Consider the following 21461-nt stretch of genomic DNA (forward strand, 5'->3'; position numbering starts at 1 on the left):
ATCATGACGGTGTACGGCACCCGCCCCGAGGCCATCAAGGTGGCGCCGGTCATCAAGGCTCTCGAGGCGAGCGATGCTCTCGACTCGATCACCGTCGTCACGGGTCAGCACCGCGAGATGCTGGACCAGGTCAACGAGATCTTCGGGATCGTCCCGGACCACGACCTCGATATCTTCGAGCACGGCGCATCGCTCTCGACGATCGTCGCGCGCGTCCTCGAGCGCCTGGACCCGGTCCTGGAGGCCGAGAAGCCGGCCGCGGTGATCGTGCAGGGCGACACCTCGACGTCGACCGCGGCCGCGCTGGCCGCGTTCCACCGTGGCATTCCCGTCGTGCACGTCGAGGCCGGCCTCCGGTCGGGGAACATCTTGTCTCCGTTCCCCGAGGAGGCGAACCGCAAGATCACGTCGCAGGTCGCGACGCTGCACCTCGCCCCGACCACGACGAGCAAGGCCAACCTGCAGCGCGAGTCCGTCGCCGACGACGACATTCTAGTGACCGGCAACACCGTGATCGACGCGCTGCTCTTGACGGTCGAGAAGAAGGCACCCTTCTCCGACCCCGCGCTAGAAGAGCTCGCTGACTCCGGCAGCCGCATCCTCCTCGTCACCACCCACCGCCGCGAGAACTGGGGCGGCGCGATGGAGGGCGTCGGGCGAGCCCTCGCACGCCTCGCGAAGGTCTTCCCCGACGTGCAGGTCGTGTTGCCCGCGCACCGAAACCCGGTAGTCCGCGAGGCTGTGCTGCCTCACCTCGTCGGCCTCGACAACGTCACCGTGACGGAACCGTTGGCGTACGGCGAGTTCACGCGGCTGCTGTCGCTCGCCACGGTGGTGCTCACCGACTCCGGCGGCGTCCAGGAGGAGGCACCGAGCCTCGGCAAGCCCGTTCTGGTCATGCGTGAGAACACGGAACGTCCCGAAGCGGTCGACGCAGGCACGGTGAAACTCATCGGTACCGACGAGGAGCGCATCGTGGACGAGGTCACGAAACTCTTGACGGACCAGTCTGCGTACGAGTCGATGGCTCAGGCCACGAACCCCTACGGCGACGGTTGGAGCGCCGCGCGCGCGGTCGATGCAATCTGCCACTTGCTCGGCCGTGGTCGTCGCCCAGCGGACTGGCGGGTCGGCGCCACGCGATGACCAAGCACCGCGTCTTCATCTACGGTTCATGCGTCTCGAGGGACACGTTCGAGTACTTCGACGCCGCCCAGTTCGAGCTCGTCCAGTACGTCGCGCGCCAGTCGGCACTCAGCGCCTACACGCGACCCGTCACCATGGTCGAACCGCCGACGCTCGAGTCGCCCTTCCAACAGCGGATGGTCGCCGGGGATTTCACGTCCAACCTGCCGGCGCTGATCCGCGATGCCGCTCACGAGACCGACCTCGTGCTTGTCGACCTCACCGACGAACGGCTCGGCACCTACGTCCTCCCCGACGGTTCTGTGGTCACACGCTCGGTCGAGCTCATCCAGTCTGGTGCCGAGTCGGCACTTCCCCAGGGCTCTCAGCATCTAGCCTTCGGAAGCGACCAACATCTCCAGTACTGGTCGCAGGGGATCGCCGCCGTCGGCGAGCTCTTCCGGCAGCACATGCCGCACGCCGCCATCGTGCTGCTCAACGTGCCGTGGGCGGACAGCTCAGACACCGGTCGGCGCACGCCCGATAGCTTCGGTATGACTGCTGCTGTCGCGAACCCGATCTTCGACGCCTACGCGCAGATTGCCGCTCAGGCGCTAAGCGCGAAGGTCATCGATCTCAAACCTGACGAGGTCGCCTCAAGTCCGCATCACCCATGGGGAGACGCGCCGTTCCACTATGCCGAGGACGTGTACACGCGTCTGGTGGAACAGATCGTCGGCAGCCCCGGACGCCACCCTCACCAACGTCGGAACGAGCGGCTCGACGACGCAGTCGACATTGCGGACGTATCGCATGGCTCTCGGTCGGGGCGCACCAGGAGTTCAGCGCCTACATCCGTGGTTCAAGCGGAGAAGCCTGCGCCGAAGCCCCCGAACTTCCTCATTGCCGGTACGCAGCAGGCCGGAGCGGAGTGGCTGGGCAGGCAGCTCGACGTCCACCCTGAAGTCTTTGTCGTCACGAGGGGCAAGGGCACCAACTATTACAACAGGCCCGCCCGCTTCGACGATCCTTCCGAAGGACACGAATACCTGAAGGCGTACGAGCCAGGACAGCAGGCGCGATGGCGCGGCGACTGCACCGTCGACTACTTCTGGCACTCGGTCGACAAGATCTTCGGGCCGCAGCGGCCGAACACTCCCGCGAACGTCCTCGCACACCTTGACCGCGATATCCCGGTGTTCATCACACTACGAGAGCCCGTATCTCGCGCAATGGCGGCCTACTGGCATCATTTCTCGCTCGGGAGGTTCGATCTCTCCACCGGAGTGTTCCGGGTCCCCAAGAACCTGGGGGTCGTCGACCTGGGGTTCTATCGCCGCCACTACGAGCACTGGGCGTCGGTGCTCGGCGAACGGCAGCTCCACGTCCTCCTCTACGACGATCTCATCAACGATCCGCGCGGAGAACTCACCAAAGCCCTCGACACGCTCGGTCTTCGGATACCCGAGGGGTACTGGGACGAGGTCAACTTGAAGTCCTCCGTGCCCACCAAGCCCTGGCTCAGGCCTTTCCAGGCACGACGCACCGTCACCGAGCAGGAGATCGGCGCGTTGTTCGAGCTGTACCGCTCCGAGGTGTCGTTCGTCGAGGGTCTGGTGGGCCGAGAGCTTCCCGAGTGGCACGACCTCGACCAGATGATCCAAGAGCTGACCTCGCCACGCACCTCCTGACTCCGAAGGGTGTCCCGGCCACCTCGCTGCGGCCGGGACACCGAGGAGGGCCGCCCAGTCGCTCAAGATCTCGCTGCGCGCTCCACGTATTCCAGGTACGTGTCTCGGGTCGGACTCACATGACCTTCACCCATCGCCATCTCCAGGTACTCGAGCGTCCCCTTGAAGTTTGACGACTCGAGCGACTCGACAAAGGGGCGCGCATGACGGTCGACGTGGAACCGGTCGCCAGAGTTCTGCACGTACCAGACTCGTGCGTCGACCGGCCGCGAGCGAAAGCGAGCGACGAGGTCGAGCCTCTCCTCGTCTTCGCGCCGAGGTCCGGGTGTCCCAAAGACCGCACGCAGTGCATGGTCGCGGAACCGCGGGTGGTAGTCGTTCACGGAGGACTGGGGGCTGAATGCGACGACAGCAGCGCCCTCGAGCCGTGCCGCCACTTGGAGCGCTGCAAAACCACCTCCCGATCCGCCGACGAGAACGACCTTCGTGGTCGCCGCAGCGGCCATGTAGCGACGCACCGTCTCGGCGATGACCCCGTGGACGTCCACGCTCGACGTGCCCAGGTACCAACCCAGGCGGAGATCGGCATCAAGATCGAGAGTAGGGTCGGAGAAGAGCACAGACGGGCCGGGGAGCGACGCGTGCAGCGCGCCACCCTGGAACAGAGGTAACGACGTCCGTCCTCGGTCGACGGCTCCGGCGAAGCCGACGAAGAGCACGTTCCCGTCCGCGGGGAGGAAGAGCCCCGAAAGCACCGTCGGCCCGGTGCCGAAAGTGTGGACCGTCGGTCGGTCCTCGAGGCGGAGAGGATCGCCTACCGAGAAGTGGGCCACGGGATACGTCTTGCCCCGGTACTCAAGCTCGTCGGTCAGCAACGACGGCCTGCGCGCGGCGAACCATGTGTTCGGCTCACCGATATCCGCGAGGACCGACCCGAGCCCGTAGTCCCACGACCGAGTGAGCCCGATCTCGCGTGCCTTGCCGATCGCTGCTACGGCCCCCCTTTGTCGGCTCTCCTTGTCCAGCCCTACCGTCGCTAGGAGGTCTGTACACAGAGTCTCCGCCGCCAGCGCCGTCTCGGCAGTGGCGTCGAGGACCGTCCGGGCCTCGACATCCGAGGCGGCGTCCTCCCACCCGCTGGGGTAGACCGAGGACACCTCCGGCGCCCTGCCATCGCGTAGAACGACCCACGCGCTGCCCCCGGCGGTGCGCACCTCGATCACCGCGCCGTTCGCACTCTCCTCGACGGCCCCGATGCTGGTGCCGTCTGCTCCGGAAGACACAAGGGTCGCGTGACGTGACCCGTCGGTCGCAAGAGGAACCCGGACGGCGGGCGCCGGGACCGCCTGATTCCATCCGGTAGCGGACCACCCCTCGATCGGTTCCCTGGCCCCGGCCACCACTTCCCCAGTGGTGTCGGCAGACCATGCGATCTCGAAGCCGGACGATGCACGTGACGAGAGTTCCGCACGTCGTCCATCGAGACGGACCGCGAACCGGGGGTCGACGTGCCACCGAACGATCGCCGTCCCCGGCGAGTCGGTCACCACCTGGTCGACCAGCAGCAGCCATTCGTCCTGCCGTGAGAAGACAACGGCGCGCGAGATGTGGGCGCCTTCGTAACCATCGTCCTCGAGCAGATAGCTGTCATGGGCGTCGCTCGCGGAACTCGCGACGAGGCGAACCACCGTGTGTGGGTCGTAGCGACGATCCGGCAGGTCCACCACATTGTGCGCACGGCGCGAGTTGACGTAGGCCCGCATCTCGGACTTGTTGTACCCGTACTTTCCGGCGTCGATCAACACCGGGCCGCCGCCGGCGAAGTAGGTGACCGAACCACCGTCCTGGTGACCATGCAGGCGGTCAGCGGGTCCCCAGGTGACGGAATAGAAGGTCTCGTCGACGAGCCCCCGTCTGGTCTCGCCCCAACCGGTCCGCCCGAAGGCGTAGCCCGCCCGGAAGGCAGCAGACACATCCTGCGGAGGTGTCCCGCGCTGTCCGTTCGAGAAAATGTAGTCGACCTCGGGCGAGCGCACGCCGACAAGCCTCGTCGCCGCGGTGTCCCCGATCGTCTCGAGCAACCCGTCAGGCCGCGTCGCGTGAACGATCTCGTGGAGTGCCCCGTCCAGCCGCCGCCGCGCCTCGGACAGCTGGAAGCCCTCGAGCTCGAACCTCCGGATGGCGTCGGTCGTCCAGCGATAGTTGTTGAGGTGGTACGCGAGCGCGCCCTCGGCGTTGACCCCATCGTCGTCGTACTCGGCCAGGACGTGATGCTCAAGACGGTCGGCAGCGGACTGCTGGACGCTCACGCGTCCAAGCGCGCTCGCGGCCACGAAGAGTCCAGTGATCTGCCACAGCGCATGGTTGCCTATCGACGTGTGGCGCTCGTCGGACAACCAGTCGACGTGACGTTCCAGCGCCTCGAGAATCCAATCCGGGTTCTCCGCCAGGGGGATCCCCAGGGTGAGGGCAATCGCGCGGATACCGGCGACCATGCCTTCCGTCTCCCAACGGGTGCAGGGTTCGTCGATGTTGGCGTGCGCCCAGCTCCGAGCGACACGCAGCCACATTTCCCTACCGCGCGGAGCGTTCGCGGCATTGCGTCGGAGCGGGTCCAACCAACGGAGCATATGAAACTGCGCCTGCCAATTGACCTCTCCGAAAGGGTCCTCGCGCCAGCCGAGGGTTTCAGGGAGCGTCCAGGCGGGGTGCGGCTTGAGCTCGATCTGACCGGCCAGCAGCTCGGCCGTCAACTGAGTGTCGACCGAGCGTGGCGCGAAGCCCTCGCCGCCCGACTGACGCGCTGCAACGTCGAGCGCAGCCCCGATCCCGCCGCCGTTCATCGCGCCTCGCCCGAGGTGGTTTCGCGCTTTCCACCCAACTGCTCATAGACCTCGCTGACCTTCGACGCGATCACCGACCAGTCACGTTCGGTGCGCACCCAGCGCAGGGCCGCTTCCCCGAGCGAACGAACCAGTTCAGGCCGATCGAGAAGGATCTCGAGCTTGGCCTGCAGGTCTCTCGCGTCACCCTTTCGGTGGAGCAAGCCCGTGACGCCGTCGTCAACGATCTCGGCGAGCGCCTGGACGTCCGATGCCACGACCGCCTTGCCCATGGCCATCGCCTCGAACGGCTTCAGAGGCGACACCATCTCGGTGACGGGTAGAGGGAGCCGAGGGAACGGTGCGATATCCACCAGGGAGTAGTACCGCTCCACCTCGTGATGTGGAACCCTCCCGGTGAAGATCACGAGGTCTCGCACCCCGTGCTCGATCGCAAGCCTCTCGAACTCCGCACGCTCTGCACCGTCGCCCACCACCAGGACGCGGAAGTCGGTTCGTGTGGAGGCCAGTCCCGCGGCTGCCTCGATCAGCAGGCCGATCCCTTCATAGTCGAGCACTGAACCCACATATCCGATGATGCTCTTGCCCTGGACACCCAGTTCGCCTGCGAGTTCCAGGTCCCGCGCGACCGGCACGAAGCGGGAAGAGTCCACACCGTTCGGCACCACGACGATCTTCCCTTCGTCCACGCCACGGTCGATGAGCTCGGTGCGCAGCGCCCCGGTGATCGCGAGCACGACGTCCGCGCTGCGGGCCGCGTCCGTCTCCAGCTGCTTCATCAGCTGGTATCGCTCGCTCCCCTCCCATCCCGGGTTCCGGGAAGCCCGGGTCACCTCCCACAGCCCTCGCACTTCGTAGATCGATGGAACGCCGACAGCACGTCCGGCCTCGACAGCGGCGAGCCCGTTGAGATGGTTGGAGGCGGCATGGATCACGAAGGGGTGCGACTCGCGAGCGCGGGCGACGACACCGTTTGTGTACAACTGCACGAAATCGGTCACGGGATCCTTGGGAACATTGCCGTCGGTGAAGCGGCGGTACCGCACGTCATCGACGATTACGCTCTCCGAGACTTCCACGTCGTTGAACGATGGCAGGTCGAATGGGAAGCCCGGCCGGGTCATGGCATCCATTCCCCACCCTGCACGCACCATCCCTGAGAGCAGCCCGTGGGAACGCGTCGCGTAGCCGTTCGACGTCTCGGGCAGGGAGTTGTGGAGGAGGTAGAAGGCGGTCCGGCGGTCGGCATCGTAGGCGGGGGTTTGAGTTCGTGTGCCGAACGAATAGCCGCGGCGGACGATCGACGCGTGCGCGCTCTCCGTGGCGTGGAGCTGCTCGCTCGTCGCGAGCTTGCGAATGGCCCAAGCGTCGTCCGGCTTGGCCGCCAGGAAGAGACGGAGGGCAGCAGCCGTCTGCCCGTGCTTCTCCTGCGCGGCCGCTCGCCGGACCGCTCGCCGGAGGGAATCCAGCGGGTATACGGACGGTTCGACAGAGATCAGCGAGGCCCGCGCCGCAGCCATACGACCTCGTGCGAGCGCGTGCACCCCGCGGGCCACGGCCCGCTCACGCGTGCTCAGCAGGGCTTCGACCTCGTCGATGGAGCGGGCCGTGTACCCCTGCCCACGCTCGCCCGCCTCAAGCGCCAAGACGAGCCCGACAAACGGATCCGCACTAGCACTCAGCGCTGACAGCAGCTGTAAGTGCCTGTGCGCGACCGCGAAGTCGAGCGCTCCGCGCTGGGCTTCGGGGCGTTCCGGCACCGCGAGGGCCAGCCGGTCCAACGCTCTCGCGAACATCGCTCGGCCGCGAGGTCGTTGGCGGGTCATGTCGTAGAACAGCTCCAGAGCCATCAAGTTGGCGGGGTTGGAGTCGAGCGCGTTCAAGATCGAGGCAAAGGCGACTGCTGGCTGCTTGGTTTCCAGCAGCCACTGCGAACTGAGCAACCACCTGCCCGACGACGACGGATCAACGAGGAGGGAACGCCGCAGCAGATCGATGGCCTCGACTTTTCTCCCCTCTTGCCATGCCGCTGTCGCGTCCTCCTTGAGCGAGACCGCCTCTGGTCGCCCGTCGCTCTCCGGCGTGACCGCGGTCCGCCGACGGACGATCGACGCGCCGAGCCGCGACCACGCAATGCGGTTCAGGAGGCGTTCGCGGATGCTGCTCTTCACGTGGCTCATCCCCAGATCCCCCGGGTATCCACGATCGTCCTGCCCTCGGGGTTGAGTGCCCGGGCGTCAGAGTTCTTGAACTCGGTGTGGTCGACCAGGACCACGACGACGTCTGCAACGACCAGGGCAGAGTCAAGTTCCGTGAGCTCGACGTTGTGTCGGTTCGTCAGTTCCGGGGGAAGGTCCTCGATATGCGGTTCTACCACGGCTACGCGAGCATCCGGAAGCCGATCAGCCAGGTCGGCGACGATGCGGCGCGCGGGCGACTCGCGCAGGTCGTCGATGTCGGCCTTGAACGCGAGACCAAGGGCGGCGATGGTCGGCGACTCGATCCGCTCGGCGGCGGCGACGACCTGGTCGATGACCCACTGCGGCTTGCTGTCGTTGACTTCGCGCGCGGTGCGGATGAGGCGGGCCTGCTCAGGGTCGGCGTCGACGATGAACCAGGGGTCCACGGCGATGCAGTGGCCGCCCACGCCCGGGCCGGGCTGCAGGATGTTCACGCGCGGGTGGTGGTTCGCCAGGCGGATGAGCTCCCACACGTCGATGTCGAGCTTGTCGGCGATGAGGGAGAGCTCGTTGGCGAAGGCGATGTTGACGTCGCGGAACGAGTTCTCGACCAGCTTCGCCATCTCGGCGGTCACGGCGTCGGTGAGCAGGATCTCCCCCTGGCAGAAGATGGCGTACAGCTCCTTCGCCATCTGGGCCGCCTCGGGCGTGAGGCCGCCGACGATGCGGTCGTTGGTGACCAGCTCGATCATGACGCGACCTGGCAGCACGCGCTCCGGGCAGTGCGCCACGTGGATCTGCGGGCGCCCGTCAGCGCCGTCCAGGGAGAGGTCGGGGCGGGCCTCGAGCACCCACTCGGCCATCTTGCGGGTCGCGCCAGGAGGCGACGTCGACTCGAGGATGAGGAGCTCGCCGCCGCGCAGCTGCGGGGCCAGGGCCTTGGCGGCCGCCTCGATGTAGGACAGGTCCGGCTCGTGGTCGCCCTGGAACGGCGTGGGCACGGCGACGATGAATGCGTCCGCGGGCTCGGGCGTGTCTGTCGCGCGCAGGGTGCCCTGCTGGACGGCGCCGGCGACGTAGGTCGCCAGGTCGGGCTCGACGAAGGGGACGTCACCCCGGTTGATGGCCTCGACGTTGGACGGCTTCACGTCCACGCCGATCACCTTCACGTCCTTGGACGCCAGGATGGCTGCGGTCGGAAGCCCGATGTAGCCCAGGCCGATCACGCAGACGGTGTTGATCTCCATTGCCCATTCCTCGGTCAGACGAGGACGTGCCGGTCGGCGCGTCCGTAGAAGGCGACCGAGCCGCTGGCGAGCAGCTCGGCGTCGGTGACGGTCCAGGTGTGCCGGCCCTCGCCGGAGCGCACCTGGACGAAGTTGAAGCGGTCCGCGGAGTAGATCCGCGCCCCCGCGTCCACAGTTCTATGCAGGAAGGCCGTGTCCTCACCCTTCGCGGTCTCCCCAAAGCGCACCTCGGCGGCGACGGCGCGACGGGCGACGATCGTCGGACCCATGACGAAGTCGGTGAACCGGTGCTCCCGCTCCGCGAAGCGCAGCACGGTGGCGTCGTGGCCCTCGAGGTACATGTAGTGCGCCTGCTTGCCGACGATCTCGGCACCGCTGTAGTCCAGCGCGTACAGCTGGTCGGAGAGGTACTGCGGGCCGTACAGGTCGTCGTCGTCCAGCTTCGCGACGACGTCGCCGTCCGCGGCGTCGACGAGCCGGTTGAGGCATGCCCCCAGGGGCACGTCGTTGCCCGCCTGCAGCAGCAGCACGTTCTCGACACCGGCATCCTTGGCGCGCACGCGCAGGTCCGCCTCGTCCACCTCGAAGCCGTGCGTGAGCAGCGCGATCTGCACCGACACGTCAGCCTGCGCGCCGACCGTGCGCAGCGCGTCGTCGAGCCGGTGCGGGCGGTTCGTGGACACGAGCGCGGTGACACTCGGCCGCGCCACCTCCGCCGACGGCGCGAGGCCGACGTCGTGCAGGACACGCTGCACGCGCGAGCCGTAGGTGTGCTCGCGCCAGATGCGGCGCTGCCCGAGGTGGACGGCGCGGTCGCGCAGCTCGGGCGAACGCACGAGCGCGCGCACCGTGTCCGCGGCCTCGGCGCGCGTCGTCACGGCGAAGACCTCGTCCGCGGGGAAGAACTCCCCCGTCGCGGCGCTGGGCGCCGTCACGACGGGCGTGCCGCACGCCGTGATCTCGAAGATCCGCCGCGCGCACATGCTCGGCGAGTCAACCACCGAGTTCACGTTGAGGAAGGCGCTGTAGTCGCGGTACGCGGTAAGCATCTGCGCGTAGTCGAGAGAGCCGACGACGCGCGACGCGAACGGCTCCGGGAACTCGTACTGGTCCCCCTGGCCGCGGAACCGCGAGAAGATCTCGAGCCCGGTCTCCATGCGCGGCGACACGTCCAGCGCGCCGCCCAGCAGCATTTCCGCCTGCTCCCGGCGCTCCGGGTACTTGTGGGCGAACCAGGTGCCGGCGAACGCGACGTCACGCCCCGGGCCGTCGCCTTGGGTGCGCACGGGGTTGTGGATCGCGGGTTGCGCGCCGAACTCGAGCACGCCCACGCGGTCGTGGCCCAGCCGCCCGCGGTAGGCGTCGAGGCGCCCCGCGTCGGTCGTGTACACGCGGTCGAAAAGGGCCGCCGTGTCCACGAAGTCCTCGAAGTGGACCGGGTCCTCCTTGTTCCAGAAGACCGTCGGGACGCCCCGCTCACGGGCGGCGTCGAGCATCTCCACCAGCGCGGGCCGCGGCGCCGACGTTCCGGTGAGGTGGTACTGCCACTCACCGCCGTTGCCGCGCCACGCGGACTCGACGAAGACCAGGTCCAGCCCGTCCAGCTGCTCGCGCCACGACGACGGCTTGAGGAGCACCTGCTCCCACTCGTAGCCGAGCGCGAGGCGGGAGAAGTCGTCCAGGATCACGCCGGCGCGCAGCGCACGGGCCGGTTCGCGCCGCGGCATCGGCCACGGGTCGAAGGTGAGGCCGTCGCTCGTCATCCGGCCGGCACCCGACCGGTGCTCCCCCACCGCCCGACGCCGCCGCAGGAACACCCGCAGCTGGGCCGGGCCGCCGTGCCGCAGGTGCCACAGGGCCTTGCGGGCGGTCGCCAACGACCACCGGCGGTCGGCTCGTGCGGGCATGCGTTCAGTCCTCGGTCGGGGCGGGAGCGGTCCGTGTCGGAGAAGGCTTCCCAAGCGCCGGCGAGACCCTGCCCGACGGCCGGGGCAATCGTAGCGGGGGCCTCCCCGGACACCGCACCGGATGACCACGGATCGGTCACGTTCCACCGCGGAAATCCGCCGCAACCGGGCAGAAGCCGCGGAACATTTCACCCACGCGCGACGACGGCCCCGGTCGGTCGCGAGGACCGGCCCGGGGCCGTGCAGGGCCGCTGTCGTCAGCCGCCGAGGCCGAGTGCGGTCTGGATCGGCTTGAGCGTGAAGTACACCAGGAACATGGCCGCGGCGACCCACATGAGCGCGTGGATCTGGCGCACCTTGCCGAGCGCGAGCTTGATGATGACGAACGCGATGAACCCGGCGCCGATGCCGTCGGCGATGGAGTACGTGAACGGCATGATGATGATCGTGAGGAACGCGGGAATGGCGATCTCCACGTTGCGCCACGAGATGCCCGCGACCTGCGCCATCATCAGGTAGCCCACGAAGACGAGGGCGGGCGCGGCGGCCTCGTAGGGCACCAGCGCGACAACCGGCGACAGGAACGTCGCGAGCAGGAACAGGGCGCCGGTGACCACGGCGGCGAAGCCGGTGCGTGCGCCGGCGCCGACGCCCGTCGTCGACTCCACGTACGCGGTGTTGGACGACGTGCTGCCGACGCCGCCCAGCACGGCGGCGAGCGAGTCGGCCACGAGGATGGCGCGCGTGCGCGGCGGGTTGCCGTCCTTGTCGAGCAGCTTGCCCTCGGCGCCGACGGCGACCATGGTGCCCATCGTGTCGAAGAAGTCCGCGATGAGCAGCGAGAAGACGATGAGGACCACGGACACGGCCGCGATGTTCTGGAACGAGCCCAGCAGGGAGAACTGACCGATCAGGCCGAGGTCCGGCGTCGTGACCACGCCCGAGAAGGTGGGCGCGTTGAGGTTGAAGCCGTCCGGGTTCTCCGCGCTCTTGGCGCCGATGTGCAGCGTGTTCTCCAGCACGACGGCGAGCGCCGTCGCCGTGATGATCGCGACCAGCATGGCGCCGCGCACCTTGCGCACGAACAGGACGATGGTGAGCACGAGGCCGACGATGAACACGAGCATCGGCCAGGTGCCGAGGTTGCCGAGTGCGACGATCGTGCCCTCGCCGGGCACGACGAAGCCGGCGTTGACGAGGCCGACCAGCGCGATGAACATGCCGATGCCGACGCTGATCGCCGTCTTGAGCTCCACGGGCACGGCGTTGAACACGGCCTCGCGGAACCCGGTGAGCACGAGGATCAGGATGATGATGCCCTCGATCACCACGAGGCCCATGGCGTCGGCCCAGGTGACGTTCTCGATGCTGGCGATCGAGTAGGCGACGACGGCGTTGAGGCCGAGGCCGGCGGCCAGGCCGAGCGGGTAGTTCGCGAAGACGCCCATGAGGAGCGTCGCGACTCCGGCGATCAGCGCCGTGGCCGCGGCGACCATGCCGAGCGACTCCGGCGTGGCCTCGGTGCCGCCGCCCAGCACCTGCCCGGTGCCGTCGGGCACCGTGCCGATGATCAGCGGGTTGAGCACGATGATGTAGCTCATCGCGAAGAACGTCACCAGACCGCCGCGGATCTCCGCGCCGATGGTGGAGCCTCGCTCGGTGATCTTGAAGAAGCGGTCGATCGCGCTCAGCTCGCCCTGCGGCGGCGCGGTGGTCTGGTTCGCCATGGGCAGAATCGTGCCAGATCCTGTGAAGGACTCCTGCACGGAAACCGCGTGGTGACGCGGATTTCACATCGGCGACTCGGGGCGAGGCGACGCCCTGTCAGTACGCCCCCCGCCCGGTGACCACGGCTTTCGCGGTCCGGGCAAGGATGAGCAGGTCGCCGAAGACGGTCCAGTTCTCCGCGTAGAAGACGTCGAGCCGCACGCCTTCCTCCCACGACAGGTCGGACCGCCCGCCCACCTGCCACAGCCCGGTCAGGCCGGGCTTGACGCGCAGCCGCCGGCGCACGCGGGTCTCGTACCTCGACACCTCGTCGGGCAGCGGCGGCCGCGGTCCGACGAGCGACATCTGCCCGGCGAGCACGTTGAACAGCTGCGGCAGCTCGTCGAGCGACAACCGGCGCAGCACCCGCCCGACGGCGGTGACGCGGGGATCGTCGTGCAGCTTGAAGAGGACGCCGTCGCCGTCGCTGGGCCCGCTCAGCACGGTGTGCTCGCGGTCCGCGCCCTGCCGCATGCTGCGGAACTTCAGCATCTCGAAGGTGTGGCCGTCGCGTCCCACCCGGTCCTGGCGGAACAGCACGGGCCCGCGGCTCGTGACCCGCACGGCGAGGGCGACCACCGCCATCAGGGGCAGCAGGAGCAGCGTGATGAGCGCGGCCCCCGTCCAGTCCACGACCGACTTGAGCACGTACCGCGGCCCCGTGAAGCGCGGGGCGTCGACGTGCAGCAGGGACACCGACTGCTCGGGGGTGACGGTGATGCGCGGCCCCGCGACGTCGGCCAGCTCGGCGGTGAGCATGAGGTCCACGCCGACGGGCTCGAGCTCCCACCCGAGGCGCCGCACGACGTCCGCGGTGATCGCGTCGGACCCGCTGACCGCCACGCAGTCGGCGCCCACCTGGGCCGCCATCGTGCCCGCGGTGCGCAGGTCCCCGAGGACGGGGACGCCGAGGATCTCCTCGCCCGGCCGGATGTCGTCGGACGTCGGCACGCACACCCCGACGATCCGATAGCCGGAAGGGCGGTCGTTGAGCTCGTGCACGAGCCGCTCGACCTGGTCCCGCAGCCCCACCGCGAGGACGAGGGTGACGCAGCCGCCCTCGCGCCGCCGCCGGTGCAGCCACTCGCGGCACAGCCACCGCCCGAGCAGGAGCGCGACGACACCGGTGGGTACCGCGACGAGCAGGAACAAGGAGATGCCTGGGCGGGCGAGCAGCAGCGCGAGCAGCGCGAGCGGGGCCACGAGCCGCCACGACGCATCGAACACGCGCTGGTACTCGGCCGGCCCGGACGCGAACACCCGCACGTCGTAGGCACGGGCGGCCCACAGGCTGCCGAGCCAGGCGGTCACCAGCACGACGACGGACAGCAGCTGGTCGCCGAGCACCCACGGAGTGATGTGGTCGTGCACCACGACGCCCCGCACGACGGCCGCGGTCACGGCCGCGGCGACCACCACGACGACGTCCGTGCGCACCAGGCGGCGGCGGTAGGAGGTCTGCCACGACCCGGCGCGGAACGAGTCCCGCACCTCCTTGAGGCGCGCGGCCCGCAGCGCGGCGGTGCGCGACCGGAGCGGCTGGCCGATGTCCGAGACGGTGATCACGGTGGCCTCCTCTCCCGGGTCGAGCACCGCACCCGTGTGCGGTGGCGTCACCAAGGTAGGAGCGTCGCGGGGCTTTCGGAGAGCCTTCCGGCGGCCTTTCACCCCGCCTTTCACCCGACGCCGTTTTCACCCGCTGACCTGCGCTTTCACCCGCACTTCAACCGCGCCGTCGCGTCATGGTCGGGGTGCCCCGGACGACTGCCGCCGCGGGCCACGGTCCTGGTGGCCGAGACATAGGATGGGCGGGTGCCCTCGCTCGTCCGCCTGCTCACCCATCCCGAGGAGCGCCGTCCCGGTCCGCCGCCGCTGCGCGTGGACCTGCGGCGCGTGCTGCTCGGCGGCATCGGCCTGTGGGCGGTCGCGCTCGTCGCGACGGTGGTCGTGTACGCCCTCGGGAACGCGACGGAGGAGGCCGTGATCACCTGCGTGGCCGGCATCCTCCTCGGCGGCGCCGGCCTGCTGTGGGAGCGCAGGCACCGCGGCGAGTACCGCGGCGAGGACTGACGAGGAGCCTCAGCCCCAGGCGGTCGTGACCCACAGCTCTGCGGCACGCTCCGGCGCGGCGAGCACGGTCGCCAGCAGCGCGCAGCGGTCCGGCCGGCCGAGGACGTCGGCGAGCGCGGCGGCGAGCCCGGCCCGGTCGGTGGCGTGCGCGCGCCCCTCGGCGTCCACCCACCACGGCACGGGGCTGCCGGCCACGGACAGCCGGCCGTGCTCGAACCACACCGCGGGCAGCCGCGGGTCCAGGGCGGCGACGCGCTCGTCGAGCTCCCGCTCGCGGCCCGGCCCGTCGGGGGCGGGCAGCCCGTCCTCCCCCACGACCGGCAGGTCGAGCAGGTCGGCGACGGCCGCGACCTCCGCCTCGGGCACGGGCAGCACCGCGCCCAGCACGGCCCAGCGCGCCGTGCCGGCCACCTCGACGTCGTCGGCCCGGCGCACGACGACGTCGCTCGCGTCGAGCGTGGGCAGCCGGTCGGGCAGCGGGTCGAGGGCGGCCGCGCGGGCGGAGGGCGCGAGCCGCACCGCGAGGCCCGCGAGGCCGCGCCACACGCCGAGCGCGGTGGACAGCGGCACGGAGGTGCCGACGTCGGGCAGCCGGTCCAGCGCGGCCGGCCAGTCCAGCGGGTCGAGCCGGTCGAGCCCGTCGACCACGCCCAGCGCGCGCCGGGCCTCGGGGTCGAGCGCCGCGACGGCGGGCGGCGCGGGCGGCAGCAGCGGCACGCCGTCGTGCGCCGCGAACGGCCCGCCGAGCCGGTCGCGCAGCCACCACGCCGTGTACGACGGCGTCCCGGCCACGGGGGTGACGAGCGCGCGGCGCGCGTCCGGGTCCGCGACGAGCGCGGCGAGCACCGGCCCCCACGGGTCGCCCTCGTCCGTGCCGTCAGGGTCGTCGCCCGGGTCGTCGTCGGGGTCGCCCACCGCGTCGAGGTCCGCGACCGCCTCCACGTCCCCGACGTCGACCCCGGGGCCGACACGGTCGGCGAGGAACCGCAGGTAGTCCTCCCAGCCGGACAGCCAGCCGGCCGGGTCGTCGGGACCGTGCTCGGGCTCGGGGTCCGCGGGGTCGGGCGTGAGCACGTCGGCCACCCGGTAGGTGTCGACGTCGGCCCGCACCCCCAGCGCGACGAGCAGCGGCGCGGGGTAGTACGCGACGGCGGCGCGCGTGACGGGCGCGAGCCCCGGCATCGCCGCGGCCGCCCACGAGCCGGGCAGCACCGCCTCGCGCGCGGGGCGCCAGCCGTCCTCCGTCGGCACCGGCAGCTCGCCGAGCCAGAACGGGAAGTCGTGCCCGCCGCCCGCGTGCGCCAGACGCGCGAGCGCGAGCACGTTCTGCACCACCTCGCGCGGCCCCTCGTCCACCGGCCCGACGAGAGTGGGGGCCGCCACCGCGCCGGTCTCCGGCACCTCGTCCGCGCCGTCGAGCAGCGCCTCCGACGCCGCCAGCGCGAGCGCCCGCACCCCCGGGTCGTCCAGGAGCGCGCGCGGGCTGGTGGACGACGCGCCCGCCCGGACCAGCAGCGGGTGCGCCGCGTCCGGGTGCACGACGCGCACGCCGAGCGTCCGGGCGACGGCGGCGAGCGCGGGGTCGTCGTCGTCCTCCGGCAGCACGACCGTGCCGCGCACCCCGGACGCCGTCCGCCCGTCCGCGAGCGGCACCCGCGCGCCGGCCAGCGCCTCCAGCACCCCCGGGTCGGCGGCGTACGGCTCGAGCGCGTCGCACAGTGCGTACCAGCGCGCGGCGGGCAGGCCGCCGGGCAGGTCGGCGACGACGTCGGCGAGCGTCGTGGGCGTCGCGCCCAGCCGCCGCGCGACGCCCTGCTGCGAGGTCGTGAGCGCCACCAGTCCGGGCACGACGCCGGCCAGCACGCCGACGAGCCGCGGGTCGTCGCCCGCCGCACCCACGAGCACCGTCGCGTCGGCGGGGGCGACCCGGGCCGCGACGGGCCCCGTCTCCTCGGTGGGCGACGTCGTGTCGGGGGGCGCCGGGAGCAGGGGCGCCGACCGCAGCGCGTCGAGGGCGGCGTCGCGGACGGCGGCGTCGAGGTCGCCGGCCGGCATCCCGCCGGGCACGAGGTCGAGCACGTCCGCGCCCCGCTCGGTCGCCAGGCCGGCCAGCAGGTCGGCGTACGCGCGCCCGGCCTCGGCCGTGAGGCGGTCGGTCAACGGCCCCGGGAGCACGCGACGGCGTCCCGGGTCCACCGGGAACGACGCGACCAGCAGCGCCGGGAACGTGAGCGGCACGTCCGTCGGGGTGGGCGCGTGCAGCACGGCGCCGTCGTCCGCCTCCACGCCGTCACCGAACGTGCCGGCGTCGTCCCGTCGCACCGCCCACGCGACGGACCAGCGCGGGCGCCGCTGCTCGAGCGGCAGGTCCGCCGTCTCGTCGTCGGGCACCTCTCCCGACCGGCGCAGCACCTCCCACCGGTCGTCGACGTCGGCAAGCACCCGCGACGTCGTCGCCCCGTCCCCGCCGTCGCTGTGAGCGGGCGTCTGGCCCTGTTTCGGGTCCGAACCCGGGGCCACCCCCCACTCCCCACCCTCCACAATGAACAAGGGGAGGGCGGGCAGCGCCAGGAGCAGCGCGTCGTCGACGGCGTCGAGCTGGGCGCGCACGGACGCGACCGCGGCGTCGTCGCGCAGCACCAGCTCGACGACGGTGGCGAACCCGCCCCACTCGTCGTCGGCCCCGTCGGGCGCGTCGCCCAGGGCCGGCGCCGGGAACGGCAGGCGCAGCACCGGCAGGTCCTCGCCGCGCCCGGCGACGGCGTCGCGCAGGGCCGAGCCCTGCGGGGCGACGTCGTCGAGCAGCTCGCGCGTCGCCACCAGGGAGAACCGCACCCCGCCGAAGGTGGAGCGCACCGTGGCCTCGTCGGAGACCGCGCGCACCGCCGCGAAGCCGACGCCGAAGCGGCCCACCTCCGCGGAGGTCACCGTCGGGGCCTGGGCGGGCTCGACCGACGGGGCCGACTTCGCCGACGCGCGCAGCGACGCGAGCGACGCGACGCCGTCCGCAGTCAGCGGGGCGCCGGTGTTGGCGGCGGCGAGGACGGCGACGCCCCGCGGGTCGTCGGCGAGCTCGGTGAGGCGCAGCAGCAGCCGCCCGGGGAGACCCTCCCGCGCGGCCGCGTCCGCGGCGTTCTGCGCGAGCTCGGTCACCACGCGGTCGCGGTAGTAGCCCCGCGCGTGGTCCTCCTCCGCGTTCGCGTCCTCCCGGAAGCGCGTGCCCGACCCGAGCCACGCCTCCGTGACCGCGTGCCGCAGCGCGACGGTCCCGAAGACGTCGCCCGTCACTCGGCGTCGGGGCGCTCGGGAGCGGCGTCCGCCTCCGCGGCGTCGGTCGTGCCGGCGGTCTCGTCCGCGCCCTCGGCCTCGTCGACGGCGGACGCCCGGGGCGTGCGCGGCCCGACCGTCACGGCCTCCACCCGGAGCTCGTCGATGAGCGGCGCGTCGGCCGGCCAGTCGCTCGGCGGGTGCGGGGCGTCGGTCTCCGAGTGCGCGCCGCAGCCGTGGTCCAGCGACACGACCTTGCCGTCGTCGGGCGACCACGCGTTGGCGCAGACGCCGAAGAGCTGGCCGAGCGGGCCCTGCAGCGGCACGAGGAAGCCGCACGTCGTGCACTCCGCCGGCGAGGCGACCGCACCCGGCGCCGTCGGGCCGCGCGATCCGCGGTACCAGCGCTCGGCGGCCTCGTCGCGACCCTGCGGGGACAGCACGCGCTCGCGCGCGAGGGCGAGCTCGTCGATCGCGACGGAGTCGAGCTCCTCGTCGCCGGTGGCCTTCCAGCCGGGCTCGAGGCGCGGGTCGTCGGCCTTGAACGGCAGCGTGTCGCCGGGGCCGACGTCGCCCGGGCGCAGCCGCTCCGACCACGGGAGCCAGGCCGGGGCGAGCAGGGCGTCGTCGCCGGGCAGCAGCTCCACCTCGCACACGGTGGCGACCTTGCCGCGCGGCACGCGCGCCAGCGTCACCGTCCAGTGCCAGCCCCGGTAGCCCGGCATGGTCGCGGCGAACCGGTGCGACATGAGGCGCTCGCCCTCGGCGACCGTGCCCAGGTGCTCGCCGACGTCCGACGGCGAGGTCGCGCCCTCCTGCGCGGCCTCGCGCGCCAGGTCGACCGCGCCCAGCAGCACGGCGTCCTTGCGCGCGCGGGAGCTGACCCGCGTCGTGCGTGCGGGGGCGTCAGCGGCAGCGGTCACCATGTCGTCGTCCTCTTCGTGCTCGTCATGTCCTCGTCTCGGGCCCTCGTCTCGGGCGTGGTCGTCGGCCGGAGCGTCAGGAGTCGAGGTCGTCGGCGACGGCGCGCAGCAGCGTGGCGACGCGCTTGCCCGCCGCGGCGTCCGGGTACTTCCCCCGCTTCAGCTGGTCGCCCACGCGGTCGAGCACCTTGATGAGGTCCTCGACGATGCCGGCCAACTCGGACGGCGCCTTGCGCTTGGCCTTGGCCACGGACGGCGCCGGGTCCAGGAGCTTCACGGACAGCGCGGACGGGCCGCGGCGGCCGTCGGCCACACCGAACTCGACGCGGGCGCCGGGCTTGACGCTCTCGACGTCCGAGGGCAGCGCGGACGCGTGCAGGAAGATCTCCCCACCGTCCTCGCTGGCGATGAAGCCGAACCCGCGCTCCGCGTCGTACCACTTGACCTTGCCGGTGGGCACCTGAACCTCTTCGTGCTCGTCGTCGACTACGGCCCCGCGCCGGTGCGCGGAGCCGGATCCGGCCGGTGCACGGGCGAGCGCCCGGCACACGGCCAGACGCTCAGGCTACCGGCCGGTGCGGCAGGGTGCCGCATCGGTCCGGGTCCGCGCCCCGGGCCCGGGGTCGTCAGCGGATGCCGAGGTCGGCGGCCAGGCGGAGGGCGACGGCGTCGAACCACGCCTCCGGGTCGGTGACGGAGCCGACGAGGTGCCCGAAGATCTCGAACGACACGGTGCCGAACAGCGTGGTCCAGGCCATGAGCGTGCGGACGACCAGCTCCGTGGGCGCGTCCTCGACGATGCCGCGCGCGGCGACGAACTGCCGCGCCGGGTCCACGACGGCGGTCGCGTCGGGGGTGCCGTCCGGGGCGGGCGACGGGGTCGCGCCGGCCGCGTGGGCGCTCGCCACGACCGTCACCAGCACGCGGACGACGCGGGTGGCGGGGTCGACGGTGTCGCGCGGCGCGGCGTACCCGGGCACCGGCGTGCCGTACAGCAGCCCGAGCTCCGCGGGGTGCGCCACGGCCCACGCCCGCAGCGCGCGGCAGGCCGCGAGCCAGCGGGCGGCGGCAGCGTCGCGGTCGGCCACGGCGGCGTCGGCGTCCTCGACGGCGGCGCCGAGCTCGTCGTAGCACTCGACGATCAGGGCGGTGAGCAGCGCGTCGCGGCTGGGGAAGTAGCGGTAGACGGCGGAAGAGACCATCCCGACGTCGCGCGCGACGGCGCGCAGGGACAGGGCGGCCGGGCCGTCGGTCGCGAGGCGGGCGCGGGCGGCGCTGCGGATCTCGCGGGTGAGCGTCTCGCGGGCGAGGGCGCGTGCGGTGCGGGGGGCGTCGGCCATGCGCCTCAGCCTGGCACGCGAGAGCAGCGGCCACAAACAAGAGCATCGCTCTTGCCAGGAGGTGTCGGCAGGTGCCATGCTCGTCCCGACAGAGAGCACCGCTCTCGGATTGGAGCACCAGTCATGACCGACCGTCACCTGATCGTCGGCGCCGGGCCCGTGGGTCGGCACGTCGCCGTCCTGCTCGCCGAGCGCGGCTCCGACGTCACCGTCGTCACCCGCACCGGCCGCGACACCGGGGTCGCCGGCGTCGCGCACGCCGCCCTCGACGCCTCCGACGCCGACGCCCTGAGCCGCGCGGCCGACGGCGCCGACGTCCTGTACAACTGCGCCAACCCCGGCGACTACACGCAGTGGGAGCGCGCCTGGCCGCCGCTCGCGGCCTCGTTCCTCACCGCCGCCGAACGCTCGGGCGCCGTCTACGCGATCACGGGCAACCTCTACCCGTACGGCCTTGTCGACGGGCCGATGACCGAGGACCTGCCCGACGCCGCCACCGACCACAAGGGCGTCCTGCGTACCCGGATGTGGGCCGACGCCCGCCGCGCGTTCGAGGAGAGCCGGCTGCGCGGCGCCGTCGAGGTCCGCGCGTCCGACTACATGGGCCCCGGCGTCGGCGGCAACGGGCACGTCTCGCGCGTCCTCCCGGCCGCGCTGGCCGGGAAGCGCGTCACGATGATGGGCCGCACGGACCTGCCGCACTCGTTCACGGACGTGGGCGACGTCGCGCGCACGCTCGTCGCGGCAGCCGAGGACCCGGGCGCGCACGGCCGCACCTGGCACGTGCCGAGCAACGCGCCGCGCACCCAGGCGCAGGCCCTGGACGACGTGCTCGCCGCCGCAGGGCACCCGCCCGTCCTCCCCCGCTCGCTGCGCGGGCCGGCGCTCGCCGCCGTCGCCGCCGTCTCCCCCTTCATGCGCGAGGTGCGCCAGCTCGTCTACCAGTGGGAGCGCCCGTACGTCCTCGACGACTCCGCCGCCCGGGACCGCTGGGACCTCGAGCCCACCCCGTGGGACGAGGTCTGCCGCCGCACCGCGGGACTCTGATCTCCCGCCGACCATGCACCTGCGCACGTCCTGACGCCGAACTCGGTGCACGAC

14 protein-coding genes are annotated in these 21461 nt (G+C 71.6%); 4 read left to right on the forward strand and 10 right to left on the reverse strand.

Translation table 11 applies throughout. From position 1 onward, the window contains the following. The first annotated feature begins 3 nt into the window (after nt 1-3). Entirely contained in the window at nt 4-1146 is a 1143-nt protein-coding gene (gene wecB, locus ACFCZN_RS09460; RefSeq protein ID WP_430556602.1) for a non-hydrolyzing UDP-N-acetylglucosamine 2-epimerase, read from the forward strand. Continuing rightward, the gene (locus ACFCZN_RS09465; protein ID WP_430556603.1) at nt 1143-2816 is read left to right on the forward strand and encodes a DUF6270 domain-containing protein; all 1674 of its coding nucleotides are present in this window, start codon (nt 1143-1145) and stop codon (nt 2814-2816) included. Before wecB ends, ACFCZN_RS09465 begins: the two co-directional genes overlap by 4 nt. 62 nt (nt 2817-2878) lie before the next feature. On the opposite strand, the gene ACFCZN_RS09470 is transcribed toward ACFCZN_RS09465, so the two are convergent. From ACFCZN_RS09470 to ACFCZN_RS09495, 6 genes are all read right to left on the reverse strand, one after another. Further along, nucleotides 2879-5659: a heparinase II/III family protein gene (locus tag ACFCZN_RS09470; protein ID WP_430556604.1), complete on the reverse strand. Its 2781-nt coding sequence runs from the start codon at nt 5657-5659 to the stop codon at nt 2879-2881. After that, entirely contained in the window at nt 5656-7839 is a 2184-nt protein-coding gene (locus tag ACFCZN_RS09475; RefSeq protein ID WP_430556605.1) for a glycosyltransferase, read from the reverse strand. The genes ACFCZN_RS09470 and ACFCZN_RS09475 overlap by 4 nt, the downstream gene beginning before the upstream one ends. Then, nucleotides 7836-9086 carry a UDP-N-acetyl-D-mannosamine dehydrogenase gene (gene wecC / locus ACFCZN_RS09480; RefSeq protein WP_430556606.1) on the reverse strand — a complete coding sequence of 417 codons (1251 nt, stop codon included), beginning with the start codon at nt 9084-9086 and terminating at the stop codon, nt 7836-7838. The genes ACFCZN_RS09475 and wecC overlap by 4 nt, the downstream gene beginning before the upstream one ends. Before the next feature lie 14 nt (nt 9087-9100). Next, nucleotides 9101-10993 (reverse strand): glycosyltransferase, encoded by a 1893-nt coding sequence (locus tag ACFCZN_RS09485; RefSeq protein ID WP_430556607.1) that lies wholly within the window; start codon nt 10991-10993, stop codon nt 9101-9103. Between the two features lie 257 nt (nt 10994-11250). Further along, a complete protein-coding gene (locus ACFCZN_RS09490) occupies nt 11251-12720 on the reverse strand; it encodes an NCS2 family permease (protein WP_430556608.1) in 1470 nt (489 codons plus the stop codon). Nucleotides 12721-12817: 97 nt separating this feature from the next. Next, nucleotides 12818-14326 carry a sugar transferase gene (locus ACFCZN_RS09495; RefSeq protein WP_429764330.1) on the reverse strand — a complete coding sequence of 503 codons (1509 nt, stop codon included), beginning with the start codon at nt 14324-14326 and terminating at the stop codon, nt 12818-12820. 246 nt (nt 14327-14572) lie between these two features. On the opposite strand from ACFCZN_RS09495, the gene ACFCZN_RS09500 reads away from it, so the two are divergent. Further along, nucleotides 14573-14830 carry a DUF2530 domain-containing protein gene (locus tag ACFCZN_RS09500; RefSeq protein ID WP_429764329.1) on the forward strand — a complete coding sequence of 86 codons (258 nt, stop codon included), beginning with the start codon at nt 14573-14575 and terminating at the stop codon, nt 14828-14830. A 9-nt stretch (nt 14831-14839) separates the two neighbouring features. Here the strand turns inward: ACFCZN_RS09500 and ACFCZN_RS09505 are convergent, their stop codons facing one another. From ACFCZN_RS09505 to ACFCZN_RS09520, 4 genes are all read right to left on the reverse strand, one after another. Beyond that, nucleotides 14840-18118, reverse strand: a complete 3279-nt coding sequence (locus ACFCZN_RS09505) for a sacsin N-terminal ATP-binding-like domain-containing protein (RefSeq protein ID WP_430556609.1) — start codon at nt 18116-18118, stop codon at nt 14840-14842. Then, nucleotides 18115-19023, reverse strand: a complete 909-nt coding sequence (locus ACFCZN_RS09510) for a DUF3027 domain-containing protein (protein ID WP_430556610.1) — start codon at nt 19021-19023, stop codon at nt 18115-18117. The genes ACFCZN_RS09505 and ACFCZN_RS09510 overlap by 4 nt, the downstream gene beginning before the upstream one ends. 73 nt (nt 19024-19096) lie before the next feature. Further along, complete coding sequence (locus ACFCZN_RS09515; RefSeq protein ID WP_430556611.1) at nt 19097-19480, reverse strand: cold-shock protein; 384 nt, start codon at nt 19478-19480, stop codon at nt 19097-19099. 166 nt (nt 19481-19646) lie between these two features. Beyond that, a complete protein-coding gene (locus tag ACFCZN_RS09520) occupies nt 19647-20360 on the reverse strand; it encodes a TetR/AcrR family transcriptional regulator (protein ID WP_430556612.1) in 714 nt (237 codons plus the stop codon). 123 nt (nt 20361-20483) lie between these two features. Here ACFCZN_RS09520 and ACFCZN_RS09525 point away from each other — a divergent pair, with 123 nt between their 5' ends. After that, on the forward strand, nt 20484-21407 hold the full coding sequence (locus tag ACFCZN_RS09525; protein WP_430556613.1) for an NAD-dependent epimerase/dehydratase family protein: 924 nt from the start codon (nt 20484-20486) through the stop codon (nt 21405-21407). Nucleotides 21408-21461 lie beyond the last annotated feature (54 nt).

It is taken from the genome of Isoptericola sp. NPDC056134 (genome assembly GCF_042264825.1).
Classification (GTDB): Bacteria; Actinomycetota; Actinomycetes; order Actinomycetales; family Cellulomonadaceae; genus Isoptericola; species Isoptericola nanjingensis.